Origin of the sequence: Arthrobacter sp. N199823 (genome assembly GCF_002929705.1) — a bacterium.
GTDB lineage: Bacteria > Actinomycetota > Actinomycetes > Actinomycetales > Micrococcaceae > Specibacter.
Map to the genome: position 1 here is coordinate 65,887 of NZ_PJIN01000008.1, position 21,146 is coordinate 87,032.

A 21,146-nucleotide genomic window follows, 5' to 3' on the forward strand; every position below is an offset into this window, starting at 1 on the left:
CTCCATGGCAACGCCATCACTCTCCACCTTTGAAATGCCCACACTCGATCCGGAAGCCACCCACGTGCTGCCCCTGGTTGGAGCCCAGCCGGGCATTTGGTATGCCCACCACCTCGAGGGGGAGCGCGCTAGCAGCTACAACGTGGCCCGCAGCACCGCAATCGAGGGAAGGCTCGACGGCGCTGCCCTCGCCGAAGCAGTGCGCCTGGGCCTGGCAGCCGTAGACACCCTGGGATTTGCCTTTGGCGAGGTGGGCGGTGCGCCAGCCCAGTGGCCCGCGCACAGCAGCCGCGAGCCGCTGGAACACGTTGACCTGCGCGGACAGGGCATGGCAGCCGCGGAACAGCTCATGGCAGCCGACCTGGCCACCCCTGTGGCTCTGGAGGGTGGCGGGCCGCTGTACCGTCACGTGCTCATGCAGCTGGGGGACACGCAGTGGCTCTGGTACCAGCGCTACCACCACATCCTGGTGGACGGCTACAGCTTCACCTCCATCACCCGCCACATCCTGGCCCACTACCGTGCGCTCGTGCAGGGTCTGCCGGCACCCGCGTCAGCGTTTACGCCGACCCAGGACGCGGTCAGCGCCGAGGAATCCTATCGGGGGTCGCTGCTGGAAGAAGCCGACGCGGTCTTCTGGCGCGACTACTGCCAGGGACTGCCGCCGGGCACCAGCCTTGCCGTCCCCGAATCCCGCACCGCAGGTACCGCCAGTCTAGGAGGAAGCCGACGTGCCGAGGTGCGCCTGGGTATTGGACTCAGCGCCGGCATTACAGTACTGGCGAGGGAGTACAAGGTGAGCTGGGCCGATGTGGTGAGTGCCGGAGTCGGCAGTTACCTGGCCCGCATGGCAGGCTCCTCAGACGTGGTGATCGGCGTGCCGTTCATGGGCCGCATGGGCACAGCGGCCCTGAATGCACCAGCCCCCGTGGTGGCTGTCATGCCGCTGCACCTGCAATTCGCACCAGGCGGAGGTCTGGGCCAGGCCGCCATGGCCACGGCCTCGGCTCTGGCCCGGATCCGCCGGCACAGCCGCTACGGAGCCGAACAGCTCCAGCGCGACCTAGGCATGGTTGGCAGCGGCGCGGCCCTGTACAGAACTGTGCTGAACCTGAAGATCTTCGAATACCCGTTCGAACTTCCGGGTGCCACGCTGCACACCCATCACCTCTCTGCCGGACCCGTGGACGATCTCGAGGTGTCCGTGTACAAAAACGGCGGCGAGATTGTCCTGGAACTCGAGGCGACTCCCGGCCTGTACACGCAGCTGGAGACGGAACTGCACGCCCGCAGGCTGGCGTCCTGGCTTAAAACACTTGTCGAGACGGGGCAATCCCTGGGGGATGCGGCTCTGCCCCTACCCGAGGAGCTGGGCAAGATGCAGGGGGAGTGGGGCACGGGGCCGGACCTTGCCCCAGTCGCTGACACCATCACGGGCCTGCTTGACGCCCACGCCGCAGCGCACCCGCAGGAGACGGCCCTGTCCGATGCGGGCGGAAACCTGAACTTCGCCGAGCTGGCCGCACGCACCAACGCTCTAGCCCGCTTGCTGATTGCCCGCGGTGTGGGCCCGGGCACCGTGGTTGCCATCGCTTTGCCCCGTTCCATGGACACCGTTGTGGCTATTGCCGCTGCGCTCGCAGCCGGTGCCGCTTACCTGCCCCTTGACCTGGACTACCCCGGCGAGCGCCTGGCCTTCATGCTCCAGGACGCCGCGCCCCAGGTCTTGGTAACCGCGGCAACTGTCCAACCCGCTATTGCCTTCGAAGGCCCCACCCTCACCCTGAACTCACCCGCCGTCGTAAGGGAACTGACAGGGCAGGCTACCGCGCCCATCGCAAAGAAGGAAAGGTTGCGACCGCTCTACCCTGCCGATCTTGCCTACATCATCTACACCTCGGGCTCCACGGGACGGCCCAAGGGCGTCATGACAACCCATGAGGGGCTTGCCAACCTCCTCACCGTCCACGGCGCCGGGGTTTTTGGGGAAACCGTGAACGCGCTCGCAGGCCGTCGCGTCCGGGCCGGACACAGCGCCTCCTTCTCCTTTGATTCCTCCTGGGAGCAGCTGATCTGGCTTTTCCTGGGGCACCGGTTACACGTGCTCGACGACGAACAGCGCCGCGACCCGCAGGCCATCGTGGAGGTGATCCGGGAACAACGCATCGACGCCATCGACATCACCCCGTCTCTGGGCACCCAGCTGCTGGACTGCGGGCTTCTGGAAGAAGGTGAACACCACCCCGCACTGGTGCTCTTTGGCGGGGAGGCGGCCTCCCCGTCCTTCTGGGCGGCCCTGCGCGCAGCCCCCGGCACACGCAGCCACAACTTCTACGGACCCACCGAATATACGGTGGACACCCTGGGTGCCGACGTGGCGGAATCGCCGCACCCCGTGGTGGGCCGGCCCATCGGCAACACTCGCGTGCACGTGCTCGATTCCCGCCTGTGTCCCGTGCCGCCGGGAGTGGTGGGGGAGTTGTACATCTCCGGAGCCGGCCTGGCCCGCGGCTACCTTGGTCGCCCAGCACTGACCGCTTCCCGCTTCGTCGCCGATCCCTTCGTGCCTGGCGCCCGCATGTACCGCACGGGCGATTTGGTCCGTTGGCAGGAGGACGGCCAGCTTGACTACCTCAGCCGCGCCGACGACCAGGTAAAGATCCGCGGCCACCGGGTGGAACTCGGCGAGGTCGAGGATGCACTGGGCGCGTTGCCCGGCGTTGCCGCCGCCGTGGTCATTGCCGAACAACTGGGCCAGACGAGTCGGCTGGTGGGCTACTACGTGCCGGCCCAGGCTGCTGCGCCGGTCAGTGCGGCCGTGCTGCGTGCCGGGCTGGCTGCCACCGTGCCTGCCTACATGGTCCCCGCCGTGCTGGTGCCCATTGCTGTGCTGCCCCTGACAGTCAACGGCAAGGTAGACAAGACGGCGCTGCCTGCGCACAGCGCCGCGGCCTCCGAGGAGGCGGGCCGCGCCCCGGCTAACGACCGCGAGGAGCTGTTGTGTGCGGCCATTGCGGCCCTGCTGGGCCGGGAATCTGTGGGTGCGGAGGACGACTTCTTCGTACTGGGCGGCGACAGCATCTCCGCCATGGCCGTGTGCGGGGCAGCCCGCCGCGCCGGCTGGGCGCTGCGGCCCCGTGACATCTTTGCCCGGCGCACCGCGGCCGCCATGGCCGCAGCCCTCGAACCACTCAACCAGGGCGTGCGCCAGGACGTGGCCGCGGAGGGTGATGTCCCCCCGCTTCCCATTCAATGCTGGCTGGACACCACCGCAGGGCTGGACGCCCACTATGCACAGGGTGTCTGTGTCAGCGTCCCGCAGGAATTGACGCAGGAGATCCTTCGGCAAGCACTCGCGGCATTGCTGCGCACCCACCCCGCCCTGCGCGCCCAGGTACGCGACGGCATGCTGCACATCCCTCGCGGGAAGAGCCTCGCCGCTGCCCCTATCACCATGGACTTGTCCGGGGTCCCCGGTACCACCGCAGATGCCGCCTTCCACGCAGCGGCCCAGCTGCTGGACCCCGAGGGTGGCACCATGGTCCAGGCCGTGCTGCTCGACGGCGCCCCTGTCCAACCCGTGGCGCCCGGCACCCGGCTGTTGGTGCTTGCCATCCACCATCTCGTGGTCGACGGCGTCTCCTGGCGCACGCTGCTGTCCGACCTTGAGCTCGCTGTGCAGGAACTATTGACCGGCCGCACGCCACAGTTGGAGGCCGAACAAACCTCGCTGCGACATTGGGGCAGCCACCTCCACGCGCAAAAGGAAGATCGGCGCGCGGAGCTGCCGCACTGGCTCGACCAGCTGCGCGGAGGTCCCGACCCACTGGGACGCGGCAGCCTTGACCCGGGACTGGACACGCAGGCCACGGCTGGCAGCAGCCGGATCTTGCTCAGCGAAGCAGCCACCGCTGCGATCCTCACCGAGCTACCAACCGCGTTGCAGGCCACGGCTGAGGAGACGCTGCTGGCCGTCACGGTGCTGGCCGCTGCGCACCACTTCGGTCTGGACGCCCTGGCCATGACCCGCGAATCGCACGGACGCCACAGCGACACCCTGGACCTGGAGCGGACCGTGGGCTGGTTGACTGTTGAACACCCTGTCCATGTGGCCCTCGACGGCCTCGACACAGCTGTGCTATTGACCGGCGGCGGCGACCCCGCAGCCGTGCTGCGTACGGTCAAGCAGGCCGTCCGAGCTACACCCGGAGACGGCATCGGTTACGGCATCTTGCGCCACCTTGATGCCGACAAGCAACCCGAACTTCTCGCGGCGGCGGCACACAACCCGCCGGCTCTATTGGTGAATTACCTGGGCCGTTTCAACTCTCACAACGGACATTTCACACCCGTGCAGTCCGGCGGCGCCTTCGCCGACACCTTGGCCGTCAGCCAGGACTCCACCATGCCGCTGGCCCATCCACTCGAACTGAATGCCTTCCTGGACGGAAGCCGGCTGGCCCTGTGCTGGAGCTGGGCCGCCCGGTTACTCAACGAGGCAGATGCCACGGCGGTGACTGCCAGTATGGAACAAGCCGCCACGGTACTGGCCGAGTTCTCCACAGCACAACCCGGCAAGGCAGCCGCCACCCTGGTGCCGGCCGATGTCCCCGGCACGGGTCTGGACGCGGCCGCGCTGAATCGGCTCCAGGAAGCCCATGGCCCGGCGCTGGCAGTGCTTCCGCTGGGGCCGCTCCAGCAGGGATTGCTGTTCCATGAACAGCTCGGCGATGATGCCGGCAGCTACAGCTCCGTCACCGTCCTGGAGTTCGCCGGCCCCGTGGACACGGAACGTCTTCGGGCCGCGCTGGAACACCTGGTGGACACCCACCCGCAGCTGGGCGCCTCCTTCAACACCACGGCAGGCCCAATTCCCGTGCAGTTCATCGGCCACCCCGGCTTCCGCAGCCCCGTGGACTTGAAGGAAATCACCGTGCCGGCACATGGCGACGGGCCTGCAGAAACCCTGACCCTGGAACGCTCCGAGGCCGCACGCCGGTTCGCGGTGGAGCAGGGGCCTCTGCTGACTGCCCGCCTGGTCCGCTGGGCCGACGGATCCGCCCGGCTTGTGCTCAACGCACACCATCTGCTGGTGGACGGCTGGTCCACGCCGCTCATTGTCCGATCCCTGCTCGATTGCTACAACACTGGGCGGCCCGCTGCGGCCACCACCCTGGCTGGCTATGTCGCGGCTTCCGGGGCACGCATCCCCGTTCCTGCCGACAGGAAGGCTTGGGCGGCAGACTTCGCCGGTGCCACCCCAACCCTTTTGGAGGGCACGCTGATCCCCGCCGCGGAAACCGGTGAACCGGCTACGTCCTGCCTGGAACTGGACGCCGCCTTCACTCGCTGCTTAGCGGAAACCGCACAGCGGCACGGCGCCACCCACAATTCCATCTTCGCCCTGGCCCACGCACTGTTGCTGAGTGAACTGACGGGACGGACCGACGTCGTCTTCGGCACCACCGTCTCCGGCCGTGAGGACCAAGCCGTCCAAGACGTAGTGGGGCTGATCACCAACACGGTCCCCGTCCGCGTGCAGCTGGACCCCGCCGGCACGCCTGCCGGACACCTGGCGGCGCTGCAAACCCACCAGTCCGAACTACGCGAGCATGCCACGCTGGGCCTGGGCGAGATCCAGCAGCTGGCCGGCACCGGAACGCTGTTCGACACCCTGTTCGTCATGGAAAACTACCCGGCGCAGGAGGCAGTCGAACGGCCCGGTCCGGACACCTTGGCAGTGGCCGGGCTGCGCAACCGCGGCTACACGCACTATCCTCTGACCGTGCTGGTCCTGCCGGCAGGGGATGGATACCAGGTGGTGCTTGAACACCGACTGGGTGTTTCCGCGGGCGCCGCCATCCTGCCCCGCTTCCACGCGGCTCTGAAAAAGATCATCGCCGCAGACCAGCACCCCCTTGTTGCCTCCACAGCCCTGCTCCCAGCAGAGCGCACCGCCTTGGCCGATGCCAACGACAGTAACCATGACGTCCCGGAAACCACTCTGCGGCGGCTGCTGGCGGAGCGCGTTGCCGGATTTGGGCAAGCCGCTGCCCTGCATGACGGTCCACAAACCCTCAGCCATACTCAGCTGCGCGAGCGTGTCCTGGGCCTGGCGGGCAGGCTGCGCGGCGCAGGCGTGCGCACCGGCGACATTGTGGCTGTGTCCATCCCGCGCTCGGCCCGGCTGAGTATTGCGCTGCTGGCCGTCATCGAAGCCGGCGCCGCCTACCTGCCCTTGGACACCGGCTACCCGGCCGAGAGGCTCGCCTATATGCTGGCGGACGCGGCGCCCGCGGCCGTGCTCACTACGGCCGAACTTGCTAGCGGATTCCCTCCCGGCATGGTCCGCATTCTGGTTGATGAGCCCTGCGGCGACGCCCCGGTGGGTGCGCAGGGCCCGCCCGGCTGGAGTGCGCAAGTTGCAACGGAATTGACCCCGGACCACCCTGCCTACGTCATCTACACCTCCGGCTCCACAGGCCAACCCAAGGGAGTGGTGGTGCCGCACAATGCCATTGCCAACCGGCTGTTGTGGATGCAGCACGAATACCCCCTCGGGGCAGACGATGTAGTCCTGCAAAAGACTCCCTCCAGCTTTGACGTGTCAGTCTGGGAATTCTTCTGGCCCTTCCTGGCCGGCGCGGCACAGCTGGTTGCGCCGCCGGAAGCGCACAAGGACCCCGTGGAACTCCATGCCCTGATGAGCCACGGAGCCGTCACCACGGTGCACTTTGTGCCGTCCATGCTCGCCGCCTTCGTGGCCGCACACGAGGACTCCATGAACCCACTGCCGGACCTGCGCCACGTCTTCTGCAGCGGCGAGGCGCTGCCGCGTGACCTGGCAGTCGCAGCCGAACGGCTGTTGGGTGTGCCCATGCAAAACCTGTACGGTCCCACGGAGGCCGCGGTGGATGTGTCCTTCCATTCCGGTGCAGGGGCAGTGGAGGGGCAGCTGGGCACCGGAGTCCCCATTGGCAACCCTGTATGGAACACTCAGCTGCACGTGCTGGATTCCATGCTGCGCCCGGTTGCCCCGGGTGTGGCCGGCGAGCTGTACCTGGGTGGCGTGCAGCTGGCTACCTCCTACCTGGGCCGCCCTGCCCTGACCGCCGGACGCTACATCGCCAACCCCTTCGGCAACGGCACCCGCCTGTACCGCAGCGGCGATATTGTGCGGCGGCTGCCGGGCGGCGCCCTGGAATACCTGGGCCGCTCGGACCACCAGCTCAAGATCCGCGGCCAGCGCATTGAGCTCGGTGAAATTGAGGCTGTCGTTGCGGCAACCCGTGGTGTAGAGGCTGCCGTGGTGGCGGCCAAGTCATCGGCAGCAGTCACCGGCCCGGCTGGCGCGGATGCGCGGATTCTTGTGGCTTACGTGATGCCATCCATGGTCCGCACCGGTGATCCTGCGGCGGCTGCCGGGCAGGCACTCCTGGCCAGCTGCAAGGAGGCTTGCGAACGTACCCTGCCAGCACACATGGTGCCGACCTCGTGGGTGCTGCTGGACGCGCTGCCGCTGACAAGCAACGGAAAACTGGACCGCAATGCGCTTCCCGATCCCGTCATCAGTGGCGGCATGGGTCGCGAACTACGGACGGGATTGGAGGAGACCGTGGCGGCCGCCTTCACCGAAGTGTTGGGCGTGCCTGCCACCAATGCAGGGGACGACTTCTTTGCCTTGGGTGGCCATTCCCTGCTGGCCATGGCCCTGGCCGCGCGGCTTAGCCGCTCCCTGGGCCGGCCGGTAGCCGTCGGCACGGTCATGGCCGCCGGCACCGTGGAAGCCCTGGCCCGGCGGATCGCGGAGGAATCCGATGGGCTGGAGGCACTGGGCGAGGTCCTGCCCATCCGCACCGGCAGCACCTTGCCCTTGTTCTGCATCCACCCGGCCTCCGGGTTTGCCTGGCAGTACCGCGCCCTGGCCCGCCACCTGGATCCGGCACAAACCCTGGTCGGGCTGCAGTCACCGCGCCCCGGTGGTCCGCTCGCCACCGCGGCCACCATGGCCCAGGTCCATGAACGGCACTACACCACCATCCGCTCACTGCAACCCCACGGCCCCTACCACCTCCTTGGCTACTCGCTCGGCGGCACTATTGCCCATGCCGTGGCAGCCCGGCTTGCCGCCGAGGGAGAGGACGTGGACTTCCTGGGACTACTGGACACGTATCCGCCCGAAGGTCAGGACTGGGGGCCCGGCGCCGAGGAGGAAGTAGTCGCCGAGGCCGAACGCGAACAGTTGGCGCAGGGGCCCGGTGGCACCACGGCCGAACAGGCAGCCATGGCCCAGGACATCGTGAAGAACTACCGCGACTCCGTCCGGCTGCTCTCACGCGCCACCACCGCCACCTTCCCGGGCCGTGCACAGCTGTTCACGGCAACCAAAACCATCCCGGACGGGCACGACCCCGCCCGAGCCTGGGCTGGCCTCATCGGCACACTGGACGTTGAACACATTGACTGCTCCCACGAAGACATCTTGGCACCCGAAACACTCCCCGTGCTCGGGCCCCTGCTGGCGGACCTCTTGGCCCAGAGCAGGGACGCCAGCAACCAAGGAAAGGCAACACCATGAGCAAACAATCCACAGAAGACAGTCCCATCCGACTCGTCATGCACCCCCTGGTGCCGCGACTGCTCCACGTAGCGGGCATTGAAGCCCTGACACCGTCCATGCGGCGGATCACGCTGGCGGGCCTGGCCCCAGAAGCGCCGTTTCCGTTCACACCCATGGCCGCCTCCGACCACGTCAAACTGGTGTTCCCGGAAGCTGAAACGGGGCAAATTCACCTGCCCACGGTCGTCGATGACAGGCTCGCCATGCCGGAGGGGCGGCCGCGCCCCATCTTCCGCGACTACACAGTGCGCGCGCACGACGGCGGCGCCGGCACCCTAGACATTGACTTCGTCCTGCACCAGCACGGGCCCGCCGGACTCTGGGCTATTGGGGCGCAGCTGGGAGACACCCTGGGCGTGCTGGGACCCCGTGGTTCCCACATCTACCCGAGCGATTTTGACCAGTATTTGATTGCCGGGGATGAGACCGCTGTGCCTGCCATGGCCCGCTGGCTGGAGGAACTGCCGCCCGGTGCACAGGCCACGGTCCTGGTCAGTGTGGCCTCCCTGGCAGAACAGCCCGCCCTGTCGCACAGAGTCGGTACATCCGTCACCTTCCTAGACCGTTCGGTGCACGGGGCCGGTGTCCTGGCTCAGGCCTTCGCCTCCGTCGTGCCCGTACCCGGCCGGTTGTTCGTCTGGGCGGCCGGGGAGGCCGGCTCGCTCAAGCCCATCCGTCGGCATGTGCGCGAGGTCCTGCAGCTGCCACCGGCCCACGTGGACATTGACGGCTACTGGAAGCTCGGCGTGGAAGGTTTGGACCACCATGAGCAGGACAGCGATGACTGAGCCAGCCAAGGGACGGCTGCTGCGTGGGCTGGTGATCGACACCAGCCCACTGCGCAGCAGCCCGGCGTTTAGGCGCATCTTCATTGCCCGCACCATCTCCATTTTTGGCCTGGGCATGCTGGCGGTCGCCGTTCCGCTGCAGATCTTTGAACTGACCGGCTCAACACTTCAGGTGGGAGCTGCGGCAACGCTCGAGGGGCTGTGTGCCTTCGCTGGATTGCTAGTGGGCGGGGACCTTGCCGACAGGTTTGACCGAAGACGCATCATTCTCTTTTCCCGAGTGGTGGGCGGCAGCGGATTCGTGCTCCTGGCCATCAACGCTTGGTTGCCCGAACCCTCCGTCGCAGCCATTTACGTGGTGGGCGGCGTGGACGGTTTCTTCGGTGCGCTCAGTGTCACGGCCCTCATGGCCGTCACCCCCACCCTGGTACCGCGGAACAAGCTCGCCGCGGCCGGGGCCCTGAACATGCTCACGGTGCGGCTGGGCACTATGGCTTCGCCTGCGTTGGGCGGTGCCATCATCGCCGTGGCCGGAGTTGGCTGGAACTACGCATGCGCCGCCGCGGCAACGCTGGTGACAATCACACTGCTGACGGGTCTGCCCAGCTTGCCGCCGGACCGGTCCGGGCCCCGCAGCCACCCCGTGAAGACCGCCGTGGAGGGTGCCGTGTTTGTCTACCGGCAGCCGGTGGTCCGTGCGGTAGTGCTGCTCGGAACGCTGGCGACAATGGCCTCCGGGGTGCGGATCATGCTGCCGGCCTTGGCCGCCACTACCCTCGGTGCCGGGCCCCAAGGGACGGGCCTGCTGTTTGCGGCCGTGCCCTGCGGAGCAGTCTTGGCCACGCTGTTCAGCGGCTGGACTGCCACAACACGGCGGCCCGGGCGTTCCCTGACACTGCTGTCGGTAGCCTCGTTCCTGGTCCTGGCGGCCTTAGGCCTGTGCACCGGACTGCCCGCAGCACTGGCACTGTTGACCCTGTTCGGCGCCTTGGCGTCCATGAGCGGCATCCTGCAGTACGCACTGGTCCAGGCCCACACCCCAGACCGGATGCTGGGGCGCGTCAATGCCCTCTGGCTGGCTCAGGAAGTGGGCGGCGATTCCATCGGAGCACTAGGCCTGGGCGGTTTGGGGCGCGCCGTGCCCGCAGCCACCGCCGTCGTGGTGTTCGGTGGCGCCGCCGCCTTGTTGGGCTTGGCCGGACTGGTCGGCTTTGGGTCGCTGCGCCGCACGGGGCCGGTGGGTGGGAGCGATGCCGGGAACGACGTCGGCACGGCGCAGGTGCCTGCTGCCACAACCGCCGGGGCGGGCACTCCGTGACGCTGGACGCCGAGGTGTGGATCTGTCGGGCACCACCGGAAGTCGGCATGGACGTGGCTTGGCTCAGCGATAGCGAACGGGGTTCCATTGCGGCCAAAAGGCTGCCTGCCGACCGGGCGCGCTCGGCCGCAGCGCGCATTCTGCTCAAGCGAGTGTTGGCCGCCGAGTTTGGCATCGACCCCGCCACGGTGGAACTTCTGGCGACCGGTGGGCGGGGATCCCGACCCGAGTTGGCCTGGGTCCAGCAACCCGGAGGCCCTCCAGGGCTCAGCGCCAATATCTCCCACGCGGGGGACCAGGTGCTGGTGGCCGTTGCCCGCGGCGGCATGGTCGGGGTGGATGTGGAACAGCATTGCGCAACCGGCTTTGACGGCTTTGACCAGGTGGCACTGTCGACGCCGGAAAGGATATTGGTGGCCGGCACCCCTGCGGCACTCCAGCCACGGTTGCGGGCTGAATTATGGGTCCGCAAGGAGGCCGCGCTGAAGGCCGTGGGCGCCGGCCTCCGGCGCGATCCCGCGGAGCTATGTTTTGCCGCGGATGGGCCGGGGGACAGGGTGGCGGGAGCCCGCCACGGGGTAGCCGTGCACCTGCTCGAGGCTGTGCAGGGGTACTCAGCGGCAGTTGCCGTGGCCGGAGCCTCGAGCATTAGCTGCCGGGAAGTTGCGGCACCTTCGGTACCCGCGAATAATTACGCAACAAAAACATGGCCAATTAGTTAGTTAGGTAAGGCTATGCTAAGTTTTTCCACGGCAAGCGCGGCCAAGCCGGCGCTTGAAACCGTCGGACGCATTCGTCCACACGCCAATCCGGCACCACCCTCTGAGGAGACACAACTGTGAAGTTCCAACGCAAGATCCTGCCCCTGCTGGCGGCTGTGGCCGTCGCCGGAATCGCCTTGAGCGGCTGTTCCGGCTCGGCGGATGCCACCTCGGGCAGTGCCGGCGCAAGCGCCTCGGCGAGCCAGGGCGAGTGGCCCCGCACCATCAAGCACGAATCTGGCGAGACCGTCATCCCGGCCAAGCCCAAGAACATTGCCTCCACCTCGCTAAGCGTCACGGGCACACTGCTGGCCATCGACGCCCCTGTCACGAGTTCCGCCGCCACGAACCCCAGTGATGTCACCGACAGCCAGGGCTTCTTCTCGCAGTGGGCCAAGGTGGCTACCGATCGCAAGGTCGGCGTGCTGTACCCCGCCCTGGAATTCGATCTGGAAGCCGTAGTTGCGGCCGCGCCCGATCTAATTGTGGTTTCCACCTCCGGGGCCGACAGTGCCGCCGACCATTACAAGGAACTCAGCGCCATTGCGCCAACCATTGTGGTGAACTACGGTAGCCAGTCCTGGCAGGAGCTTGCTGCGGAACTGGGAGAGGCCACGGGCCAAGAGGCTGCCGCCAGCGCTGCGGTTTCCACGTATGACGCCCACGTGAAAGATATTGCGGACAAGATTAAGCTCCCCGAGGCCGAGTCCAACATCATCAGCTTCAATGGTGCGGGCCAGGACAATGGCGTGGCCAAGAAGGGTGGCTCGCATGCAGACGTCCTGGAATCTCTCGGATTCAAGGTTGCTGACATCCCCGAGGGCCTGGACACCAGCGCCCAGCCCCGCCAGGACTTTGCCTTTATTTCCTTTGAGAACCTGACCAAGGCAGCCACCGGAAACACGGTGTTCCTGCTGGCAGCAGACAATGCAGTGGTGGAGGCATTCAAGGGTGAGAAAGTGTTGGCCAACCTGCCCTCGGTCAAGTCGGGTCAGGTAATTGCCATGGGGCCCACCTCGTTCCGTCTGGACTACTACAGCTCAACCCAGCTCGTGGACCTGCTGGGCGAGACGTTCAGCTAGTCCCAAACCATCCCAACGCCCCCTCAGGTTCTGCGGCTGCTTCGATAAGAGCAGTCACGAATATGAGGGGGCGTTGTCTGTGCGGGGTCGCTTTGGAATCCGCAGATTCATCCACCGAACGAACAATTCTCTGGGCGTGGATACGGGTACAGGAACTGTCAGCCTGTTGTCGCTGACCGGACTCGTGCCTCGGTTCAGGCTCAGGCCGCGTTGCAGGAGTTGAACCAGAATCTGGTGGGCTAACGCAAGGAGGCCGGCGCCTAGATGCACATCGCGTCAGCGAGGACTGGCACCATGTCTGGGTGACAAGCGTTATGGAAGGCTGCCATGTCTGCGTTCTCCCTATAGCCTCGGACTTTCATGACGCGAGGTCTCTGGTGCGTCAGGGCTGACCGCCTGCCTGATGGCTCCTATTGTGGCATTTTGACAGCGGCCCGTGCCTCTTTCCCTACGAACCGGCTTCACTTGGCCATCGCGGAACTCACGTCGTGGCCTGAAACAGGGCCAGCTATCGCGGCGGGTCTTGTCCAGGAACCTGTGGAATGGCTCGATGACTCAGAAACTGTCGAGCGTCCCCGAAGCGTGGCTGGACCGATCTGAAAGCTACCATCAGGAATTCTCTGGCTGAGGCGTGGGATTTTCTGACCAGAACGCCCCAGTCTGCCACCCCCAACAACTAGCGCCTGCGCGGTGAGCTGGGTGTTGTGACGATTAATGGGTCTAGCCATGAGCGATGGCAATACAAGCCAACGCTGAAAGGTGACGCGCGTATCTGGTTCTTTATTGTTGGCCACGTCGTCTACCTGGAGCAGGTTTATACGAGCCATCGTAACGAGACTAAATAGCAATGCCGGAAAACTGAACCGTACACACAGGCATGTTTTCGGCCGTGGCCTTTAAGTCTGCGTACGGCTGGTTATAAACGATCTCAATCCCCATATAAGGGTGTTGACAGTGAAGAGTCAACACTTTTCCTGTTGGACTGGCTCGGTCTACGTCGGACTGGGCCGTACTGGCGTGGTGCCACGCTATTTCCCTTTGTTGACTCGGGGTTGAATCTGGTTCGAAGCCCACCGTGGGCACGTTGTAAAGAACACCTCCTGGAAACGGGTGGTCTTCTTAGTTTGGAACCTGCCGAGATTTGCTAACAAAAATTTACATGTCTTCGGTGCCTGCACCGGGTGACTTCTGAATTCGGGAAGCAGGATCGAGTTTGAGAAGTCGTCAGGATCAAACCCGGGACCGTTCATCCTGCTCGGTTTGTTCGTATCAGCGCCAACGTTTGGCGCAAAGCTTTTTAGTAATGGATGGCAGCTCCGCTCGAAAGGTCGGCGTGGACTTTTTCGATACTGCCTGCGCGTGTTCTTATGCCAGAGTCCAGGAACACACACATTTAGTAGTTGATCCTCGTTAAAGCACGGGTTGCTGCTTGCGGTTTTCCGAAGCGCCGTCGACACCATGAGTGTTAGCCACACCACCACTGAAGAGGCGCCAGCACCCCAGAGGATATCGGTGATAGCAACACTGAGGGGAAAGTCCTTCAGGATTGAAAATGCCGTCAGGGACCAGGTTGCGTAGCTGAAGAAGCCAAAGAGTGCCCCCGCAACCACGCGATGGCGCAGCGGTTTTTTCAAATCGAGAGGGCGGACACCGTAGTGGACTATTCCTGCCACATAGATCAAGTAGAAGACTCCAGCGCCGGCCAGTTGGGGCGTAGCGGCCAACAGATCCGGGATATACCGCTGGTACTGCGGCAGCGCAACCGTAAGAATCCACACCACATCGATGACGGCGAAGATCACCGCCGCGAGAACATAGTGCAGGAGCCACGATTTGCTGCGGGAGGTCATATTTGGGGCCCTGTCTCAGCATAAATTTTGTCAATAAAAGTCAGTGAACGTTCGGTAAAGGTGTTCCGCTTGAGCTTCATGGTGGGGGTCACTAGTCCGTTGGACTCGCTGAGGTCGGCCACCAGCAAGACGATCTTACGTACCTGTTCCGAGCGGGCAATCTTGGAGTTGGCCGCGCTCACCACCTTGCTGATGGCCCTAAGGAGGCGAGCGTCGTTGATTTCCACGCACGCGCCGTCGTCGGGGGTTCTTAGACTTTGAAGATCAGTAAAGCCCTTACTCTGCGCCCATTCTGAGACAGAGCCGGAATCCAGGAGGACCAGTCCTCCCAAGAAGGGTTTGCCCTCGCCCACCATGACGGCGTGGGCTATCAGGGGATCACTTTCCACATAACCTTCCCAGATGGTGGGAGAAACGGTCTTTCCTCCGGCGGTAACAATGACGTCTTTGATCCGGCCGGTGAGGGTGAGACGTCCTTGATCATCGAGGACGCCGGTATCGCCGGTGCGGAAGAAACCATCCTGGAACGCGTGAGTGTTATCTGCAGGCCTGTTGTAGCCGGCAAAAACTCCAACGCCACGGGCCAGTACCTCGCCGTTTTCCGCGATGCGGATAGTGGTTCCAGGCATGGGCACACCAACGGATCCTGACTTGATGGAGCCCGGCAAATTTCCGGTCAGCGGCGCCGTGGTTTCCGTGAGACCGTAACCCTCAATCACCGGCAAGCCCAGCCCCCGGAAGAACAGCGAAAGTTCGGCATCCAGCGCGGCTGCCCCGGAGAGCAGATATTCTAGTCGTCCGCCCACGAGTTTGCGGATGCGGGAGTAGAACAAACGGTCAAAGAGTGCATGCCGAACCCGAAGCGAGAGCCCGGCCCTACGGCTAGGATCACTTTCGCGTTCCTGCGCCAGAAATCCCCAGTCTACGCCGGTGGCTTGCGCCACTGCCCAGAGGCCCCCAAGGTTCTTCTTCGCGGCGGCACCGGCTGCGGACGCCTGAATCTTCTGCAGTACCCGGGGCACCACCACCAAAAATGTTGGCTTCAGAACGCCCAATGCCGGCACTACCTCTTTGGTATCGCTGAGATGGGCAATGCGCATGCCGTTGGCCAGGCAAATGAGTTGCAGGCCGCGGGCCAGCACATGAGCCATGGGAAGAAAAATGATGGTGTTCCCGGATTCCTTGACCACCTCGGTATACGCGCCAGCAACACTGCGCACCTGGCCCACAAAATTTCCGTGTGTGATGAGTGCGCCCTTGGGTGCGGCTGTTGTTCCGGAGGTGTACACAATGGTGGCCACCGAGTCTAGGGTGGCCACCAGGCGCCGAGCCTCTAAAGCTTCTAGGGTGATATCCACACCGTCATGGGCCAGATCTGTGAGTGTTGGCCCGGCACCTGCGTCCATGGACCAGAGCTGCCAGCCGGACACGCCAGCCTGCGTAAATCCTTGCTCCAGTATCTGGGCGTGTTCGGTAGTGCCAGCCACGGCGAAGCGCACGGAGGCGTCTTGAAGGATCGCCGATACCTGATTCAGTGCTGATGTTTCATAGATAGGTACCACCACGGCAGAAGCAAACCATGCAGCCATATCCATCAGGGCCCACTCATAACGGGTGGGGGACATGATGGCCAGGGTTTCACCGGGCTCCAACCCAGCCGCTATCAACCCCTTGGCCAAAGCCCTGACCTCAGTGACAAAGTCTCGGGTGCTTACCCTTCTCCACGGATCGGTGATGGAACTCCCGCTAGAACGCACCTCAAAGGCGATGTGATCTGGCGCGATGCGGAGCCGCTGCATGAGCAGTTCAGTCGCATTGGGGTAATTGGAGCCTCCGGACAAAGCTGGTGTGGTGATCTCTTTCATGTGGCGTCCTTGCTAGAAAGTGTCTGCAGATGTGTGCGCATGAGATCTTGCGTTGTATCAAGAAAAGCAACAACCGTAGTGATTTGATCAGGCGGGAGGGTTTGGAGCTGTTCGGAGAGGACAGATACCAAAGGGAACGTTAGGTCCAAGATTCGCTTGGACGCTTCCGGGCTTGCCGACAAGGTAACCAAGCGCCTATCTGTCTCGCTGCGCTCACGGGTCACATATCCGTGTAATTCCAAGCGGTTGGTGATCGCTGTGGTGGTAGCTGCGGTACAGCCCAATTCCTCGGCCAGCCGTCCGGAGGTGAGCGGCGCTGACTCCACAAGCGCACACAGGGCCCTGTAATCCGTGAGGTTGAGACCTAGTCTCTGTGCCATCTCCCGCTCGCTTTCCCGGACCAGAGCAACCAGGGCCCGGAGGGTGACAGCAACGGACTCGCACGACGATTCACTCACGGCTTTCCTCACATTCTTAGGCCTCAATCATACTCAATTATCTTTGATCATCAAATCAATTTGAACAAGCTAGAGTGTAGGGGGAGATACGTCACCCATGGCATCTCCACTTACAGCCCGCAGTCAAGAGAGGTCACCTCACATGAAACAATCTGATCGTAAGGCGCTCGTTATCTTTCCCGTGGTTTTGTTAATCGGAGCACTCCTTGCACTGGCTGGCAGCAGCGGCGGTAGCTTCATCGGAGCCATCCCCACCTTCACGCTCGCGGTAGCAGCTGCCATCACGATCCAGTGGATCGTCTTCATTCCTTCTTTCATGAAGCAAACCGAGAAGTTCTATGACATCACCGGAACATTGACCTACGTCTCCATCACCGTGATGATCCTCCTGGTGACTCCCGAGCTCGACGCGCGATCCATGGTCTTGGGTGCTCTGGTTTTGGTGTGGACCTTACGACTAGGCATCTTCTTGTTCCGGCGTATCAGCAAGGCCGGCAAGGATGATCGCTTTGATGCACTCAAGCCCTCTTTCGTACGGTTCTTGAATGTCTGGACAATTCAAGGACTGTGGGTCACGTTCACGGCAGCGGCAGCCTGGGTTGCCATGACCTCCGGAAAATCGGTACCGCTTGATGGCTTCGCACTCGTAGGAATTGTGTTGTGGGTGCTGGGATTCGGCATGGAAATCATCGCTGACCAGCAAAAATCACGCTTCAACGCCGACTCCGCAAATAGGGGCAAATTCATCTCCACAGGTCTCTGGTCTATCTCTCGCCACCCCAACTATTTTGGCGAGATTCTCTTGTGGATAGGAGTGGCCATTATTGCCTTCCCCGCATTGGAAGGCTGGCAAAACATTGCGCTCATCTCACCGGTGTTCGTCATCTTGTTGCTGACCAAGGTCAGTGGCGTGCCGCTGCTGGAAAAGAAGTCAGATTCCAAGTGGGGCGGACAGGCCGACTACGAGGCCTACAAGGCGAAGACGCCAGTTCTGATCCCCAAGTTCCCTTAGCCCAACCGGCGAACGGTGCTCTTTGTCGATACCTTGTCTCCAAGCAGCAAGACAAGTCGATACCTTGTCTCCAAGCAGCAAGACAACTCGCTTGCCTGGATCAGGCACGCTCGCCAGACCCCGCATTCGCTGGTTCTTGACTGGAGCGCCGGCCTAGCCTGCCTCCAGGCTGAGAGTGATCAGTAGCGAGGATTTCGCACCTTCAGTACAGGGGAGGCTGCACTCAGAAATTTCTTGGGTGCGGTCGTTCGGGCTGCTCACAGGGCTGAAAGTACACGGCTGTTGCTCGCTTCTGAAAGTGAAGCGGCCGTCTCAGAGTTCCTGCTGGCGGATCTGGCGTAGTCACTTAGGTCCACTACTTCTGAGCAGGACAAGAGTCCGTGAGTTTGTACCAGTGCGGTGCATGTTCGGGTGAATGTGCTGGTGTGACTCCTGAACCTATTGAATAGTGGACCTTGGTCGGATGAGATCTAGACCTTCATTGAGCAAAGTCGGGGCAGAGCCAATCAGGGGTGCCTTGTGCCGATTCCGGCTAGCAGTGACCTGTAGCCCTCGATGTAGCTAGGGAACGCGAACGCGAATCCGCTGGCTTTCAGACGAGTGTTCAAACAGTGTTTGTCGCCGCCGCGGGTGTTGGGCACCGACCCTGTTGGTGGTTCGTCATAGCTCATCTCATGTGCAAGGAAGCGCAAGACTTCTCCTAGATCTACGGGGTGTTCGTCTACGCCGAGATAGAGGTCGCTGGGGTTGGGAACCGTTAGTAGGTGAACTGCTGCGGCTGCGGCATCGTCGCGATGAATGCGATTTGTCAGGCGAGGGCTGTCGGGGATGACGGCTGTCTGGTTTGTGATGAGGTCGATGAGTCGAGTCCGGCCCGGTCCGTAGATGCCGGCCAAGCGTAAGACAATGCTGTCTGTTGAAGTGCCTGCGTAGCGGGCGTGGAGTATTGCCTCTGATTCCAGTGTAATTCTGCCGCTAAAAGAGCTGGGCGTGGCAATCGTGGTTTCATCCACGTGGCCAGTTGTATCTCCGTAGACAGCAGTAGATGAGATCAGAAGTACCCGTTCTGGCTTAATCTGATCCCGTTCAAGGGCATCCAGAACATTTGTCAGCCCTGTCCTATAGGCCAAATGATAGGCCTCTTCGGTGTACCTATCAGCGGCGACGGCCACGATAACGGTGCTGACGCTCTGAGGAATATGGGGGAGATTGCCAGCCAAATCTACGGCAACGCGTTCAAATTTTTGGGGGAGCACATCGGCCCTACGACGCCATGCAACAACGTCTTGCCCAGACGCGACGAGTCGAAGCCCTATTTCCGTTCCAAGGTCTCCGCATCCCACAATCAAGATAGTCATTGGACTATCGTGCCAGAAAATTTCCCCGCCACAGTCATCGAAATCAACCTGACACCCGGCCGGCCAACTGACAGGTTCTCTGCCCGGTGTAGAGGTCGATGCAAACCGGTTCGTGTGCGCAGCGGAGGAAGGCGCTCACCAGCCGGCGGTGCCCGGGCCGCCCTTGAATGGTCCAACGATCTGCGCAGTGACCCAACCGCCGTAGAAGTCACCTTCTTGAAAGCTGACCTGCTGGCCATTGACCGTGCAGGATTCCATTCGGCCTGGGTAGAGTGCCACGCGGGTACTGAGCATCTCGAAACCCAAGGCTGGTTCCGGGTAGGTCCACCCGGCGCGGTAGGCGACGATTCCGCCGGCCATGACGTCAAAGTAGTGCGCTTCTCCCTTGTACTCGCAGATGCTGGTGCCCGGAGCTGGGACGAGTACACCCGAGGGGAATGCGTCCAATGGCAAGTAGTAGACGGGAGGATGACTCGTCTCTAGGACGCGTACAGCATCGGTGGTGTCGGCAACTACCTCTCCACCAAGGCGAACAATGATCCGTTCAGATCGTGGCTCAACTCTAGGTGGTCGAGGATAATCCCATACCGATTCCTGGCCGGCTTTGGGCTTGGTGGGCTGGGGACGGCGAGAGGAGCCTGAAGAATCTTTAGCAGCAGTCATATCCCCATCCTGCCACCTTGGGATGGGAGGCCACCGTGAATGCCGGGGATGGTCTCGCTTGGTTTACGGCTGATGGTTCAATGCTCAGCGCCGTAGCCATAAACGGTTTGCATCTCGCCGCCGACTGGCAAAAAACGGCACAGAGAGGAACGTTCTTAGTGGATAGGCTGATGGGCCACCGTCGCGGGTCCGGAGCCAGCTTGCGGGATATGGGTGCGTTCTATTTCGGTGTGAGTTCGGTGCGAGCAAGCATGGCGGCGATGACCTCAGAGACCAAGTCTTCCTTCTCGCGATTCTTGGCATCTCATTGCTGTTGTCCCTCGAACCCGGACTAAAGCCCACAGAGAGAGTGCGGACACGTAGATGACAGGACTCGAGCCAGCCCATCCACAGCTAAGACTGGATCATCACGAGCCGACGATAGCGCCCGGCTGCTGGCGTCTCCCAGTGGATTATTGCTCTAAAAACGGTCCCTTACCTGTTCGCAAGAGAGCCAATAATGTTGGTGCAATCCCAGTATTTGCAAGGGATTCGGGCCGATACCCATAACGCGAGGGGTGGTAATCCGGTGGTGCACTCGTTACGGTGGAAAACAAGACGGTCGATGAAGGTTGACCGCTTCGAGAGGAGTTCCAATGGTTTCCAAGAAAACTTCCACTGCAAAATTTACGGTCCCTGGCTTGTCACTGAAGGACGGGCACCGTGTGGCAACTATCCTGCAGGCTAGGTTGCACGCCTTGAACGATCTGCAGCTCACTTTGAAGCACGCTCACTGGAATGTGGTGGGACGGGACTTTATCGGTGTCCATGAAATGCTGGATCCCCAAATTGAACTGGTTCGGGCCATGATTGATGAAACAGCCGAACGCATTGCCACTCTCGGGGTCTCCCCGAACGGGCTACCCGGAGCTTTGGTCCAAGAACGCTCCTGGGATGACTATTCCATAGGACGCGCCTCAACCATTGAGCATTTGGCGGCCTTGGACATTGTGTACGACGGCGTGGTCTCGAGTCATAGGGAAGCCATCGCCCACACCGGTGAACTTGATCCCATCACAGAAGATATGTTGATCGGCCAAACAGCGAAGCTGGAGCTCTTTCAGTGGTTCATGCGGGCACATTTAGAAAACAGTGACGGCAAATTAAGCCACGACTCGGGCTCGAGTGAAAAGTCGGCGGCTTCAACCGCCAAGAAGAAGAAGAAGTAGCCGTAGGCGGAGGCTGGATCACCACCTGGATTCTGGCAATCGTTGGTGGCTTGGTAGTGGCCAGTGCTTACGGCGCCTTTACGGGTCGCGCTAAGAGTCGAGCTTGATAGTTCTAACCCGGGATGGCAAACACCCGGCACACATTTATAGGAAAGGAGCCCCT

At 62.7% G+C, this 21,146-nt stretch carries 12 protein-coding genes; 7 read left to right on the plus strand and 5 right to left on the minus strand.

What is annotated here, in order from left to right; genetic code table 11:
- The first annotated feature begins 4 nt into the window (after window positions 1–4).
- The 5 genes from CXQ93_RS15700 (at window position 5) to fepB (ending at window position 12,569) form a co-directional block, all read left to right on the plus strand.
- A complete protein-coding gene (locus CXQ93_RS15700; RefSeq protein WP_104111367.1) occupies window positions 5–8,578 on the plus strand; it encodes an amino acid adenylation domain-containing protein in 8,574 nt (2,857 codons plus the stop codon).
- Complete coding sequence (locus tag CXQ93_RS15705; protein WP_104111368.1) at window positions 8,575–9,408, plus strand: siderophore-interacting protein; 834 nt, start codon at window positions 8,575–8,577, stop codon at window positions 9,406–9,408. Before CXQ93_RS15700 ends, CXQ93_RS15705 begins: the two co-directional genes overlap by 4 nt.
- Window positions 9,386–10,726, plus strand: coding sequence for an enterobactin transporter EntS (gene entS, locus CXQ93_RS15710; RefSeq protein WP_219817372.1), 1,341 nt, complete (start codon window positions 9,386–9,388; stop codon window positions 10,724–10,726). Before CXQ93_RS15705 ends, entS begins: the two co-directional genes overlap by 23 nt.
- Window positions 10,727–10,773: 47 nt before the next feature.
- Complete coding sequence (locus CXQ93_RS15715; protein WP_104111370.1) at window positions 10,774–11,448, plus strand: 4'-phosphopantetheinyl transferase superfamily protein; 675 nt, start codon at window positions 10,774–10,776, stop codon at window positions 11,446–11,448.
- Between the two features lie 116 nt (window positions 11,449–11,564).
- Complete coding sequence (gene fepB / locus CXQ93_RS15720; protein WP_104111371.1) at window positions 11,565–12,569, plus strand: Fe2+-enterobactin ABC transporter substrate-binding protein; 1,005 nt, start codon at window positions 11,565–11,567, stop codon at window positions 12,567–12,569.
- Between the two features lie 1,028 nt (window positions 12,570–13,597).
- Here fepB and CXQ93_RS15735 read toward each other — a convergent pair.
- The 3 genes from CXQ93_RS15735 to CXQ93_RS15745 are packed head-to-tail and all read right to left on the minus strand — an operon-like array spanning window position 13,598 to window position 16,742.
- Window positions 13,598–14,419: a DUF2177 family protein gene (locus tag CXQ93_RS15735; RefSeq protein WP_104111372.1), complete on the minus strand. Its 822-nt coding sequence runs from the start codon at window positions 14,417–14,419 to the stop codon at window positions 13,598–13,600.
- Complete coding sequence (locus tag CXQ93_RS15740; protein ID WP_104111373.1) at window positions 14,416–16,284, minus strand: long-chain fatty acid--CoA ligase; 1,869 nt, start codon at window positions 16,282–16,284, stop codon at window positions 14,416–14,418. Before CXQ93_RS15740 ends, CXQ93_RS15735 begins: the two co-directional genes overlap by 4 nt.
- On the minus strand, window positions 16,281–16,742 hold the full coding sequence (locus CXQ93_RS15745) for a MarR family winged helix-turn-helix transcriptional regulator (RefSeq protein WP_258069060.1): 462 nt from the start codon (window positions 16,740–16,742) through the stop codon (window positions 16,281–16,283). The genes CXQ93_RS15740 and CXQ93_RS15745 overlap by 4 nt, the downstream gene beginning before the upstream one ends.
- A 142-nt stretch (window positions 16,743–16,884) precedes the next feature.
- Here CXQ93_RS15745 and CXQ93_RS15750 point away from each other — a divergent pair, with 142 nt between their 5' ends.
- Window positions 16,885–17,754 (plus strand): DUF1295 domain-containing protein, encoded by an 870-nt coding sequence (locus CXQ93_RS15750; protein ID WP_104111374.1) that lies wholly within the window; start codon window positions 16,885–16,887, stop codon window positions 17,752–17,754.
- 506 nt (window positions 17,755–18,260) lie between these two features.
- Here the strand turns inward: CXQ93_RS15750 and CXQ93_RS15755 are convergent.
- On the minus strand, window positions 18,261–19,112 hold the full coding sequence (locus CXQ93_RS15755; RefSeq protein WP_104111375.1) for an NAD-dependent epimerase/dehydratase family protein: 852 nt from the start codon (window positions 19,110–19,112) through the stop codon (window positions 18,261–18,263).
- A gap of 135 nt (window positions 19,113–19,247) precedes the next feature.
- The gene (locus tag CXQ93_RS15760; RefSeq protein WP_181036184.1) at window positions 19,248–19,775 is read right to left on the minus strand and encodes a DUF427 domain-containing protein; all 528 of its coding nucleotides are present in this window, start codon (window positions 19,773–19,775) and stop codon (window positions 19,248–19,250) included.
- Between the two features lie 635 nt (window positions 19,776–20,410).
- Here CXQ93_RS15760 and CXQ93_RS15765 point away from each other — a divergent pair.
- A complete protein-coding gene (locus CXQ93_RS15765; protein ID WP_104111376.1) occupies window positions 20,411–20,983 on the plus strand; it encodes a Dps family protein in 573 nt (190 codons plus the stop codon).
- The last annotated feature ends 163 nt before the right edge of the window (window positions 20,984–21,146 follow it).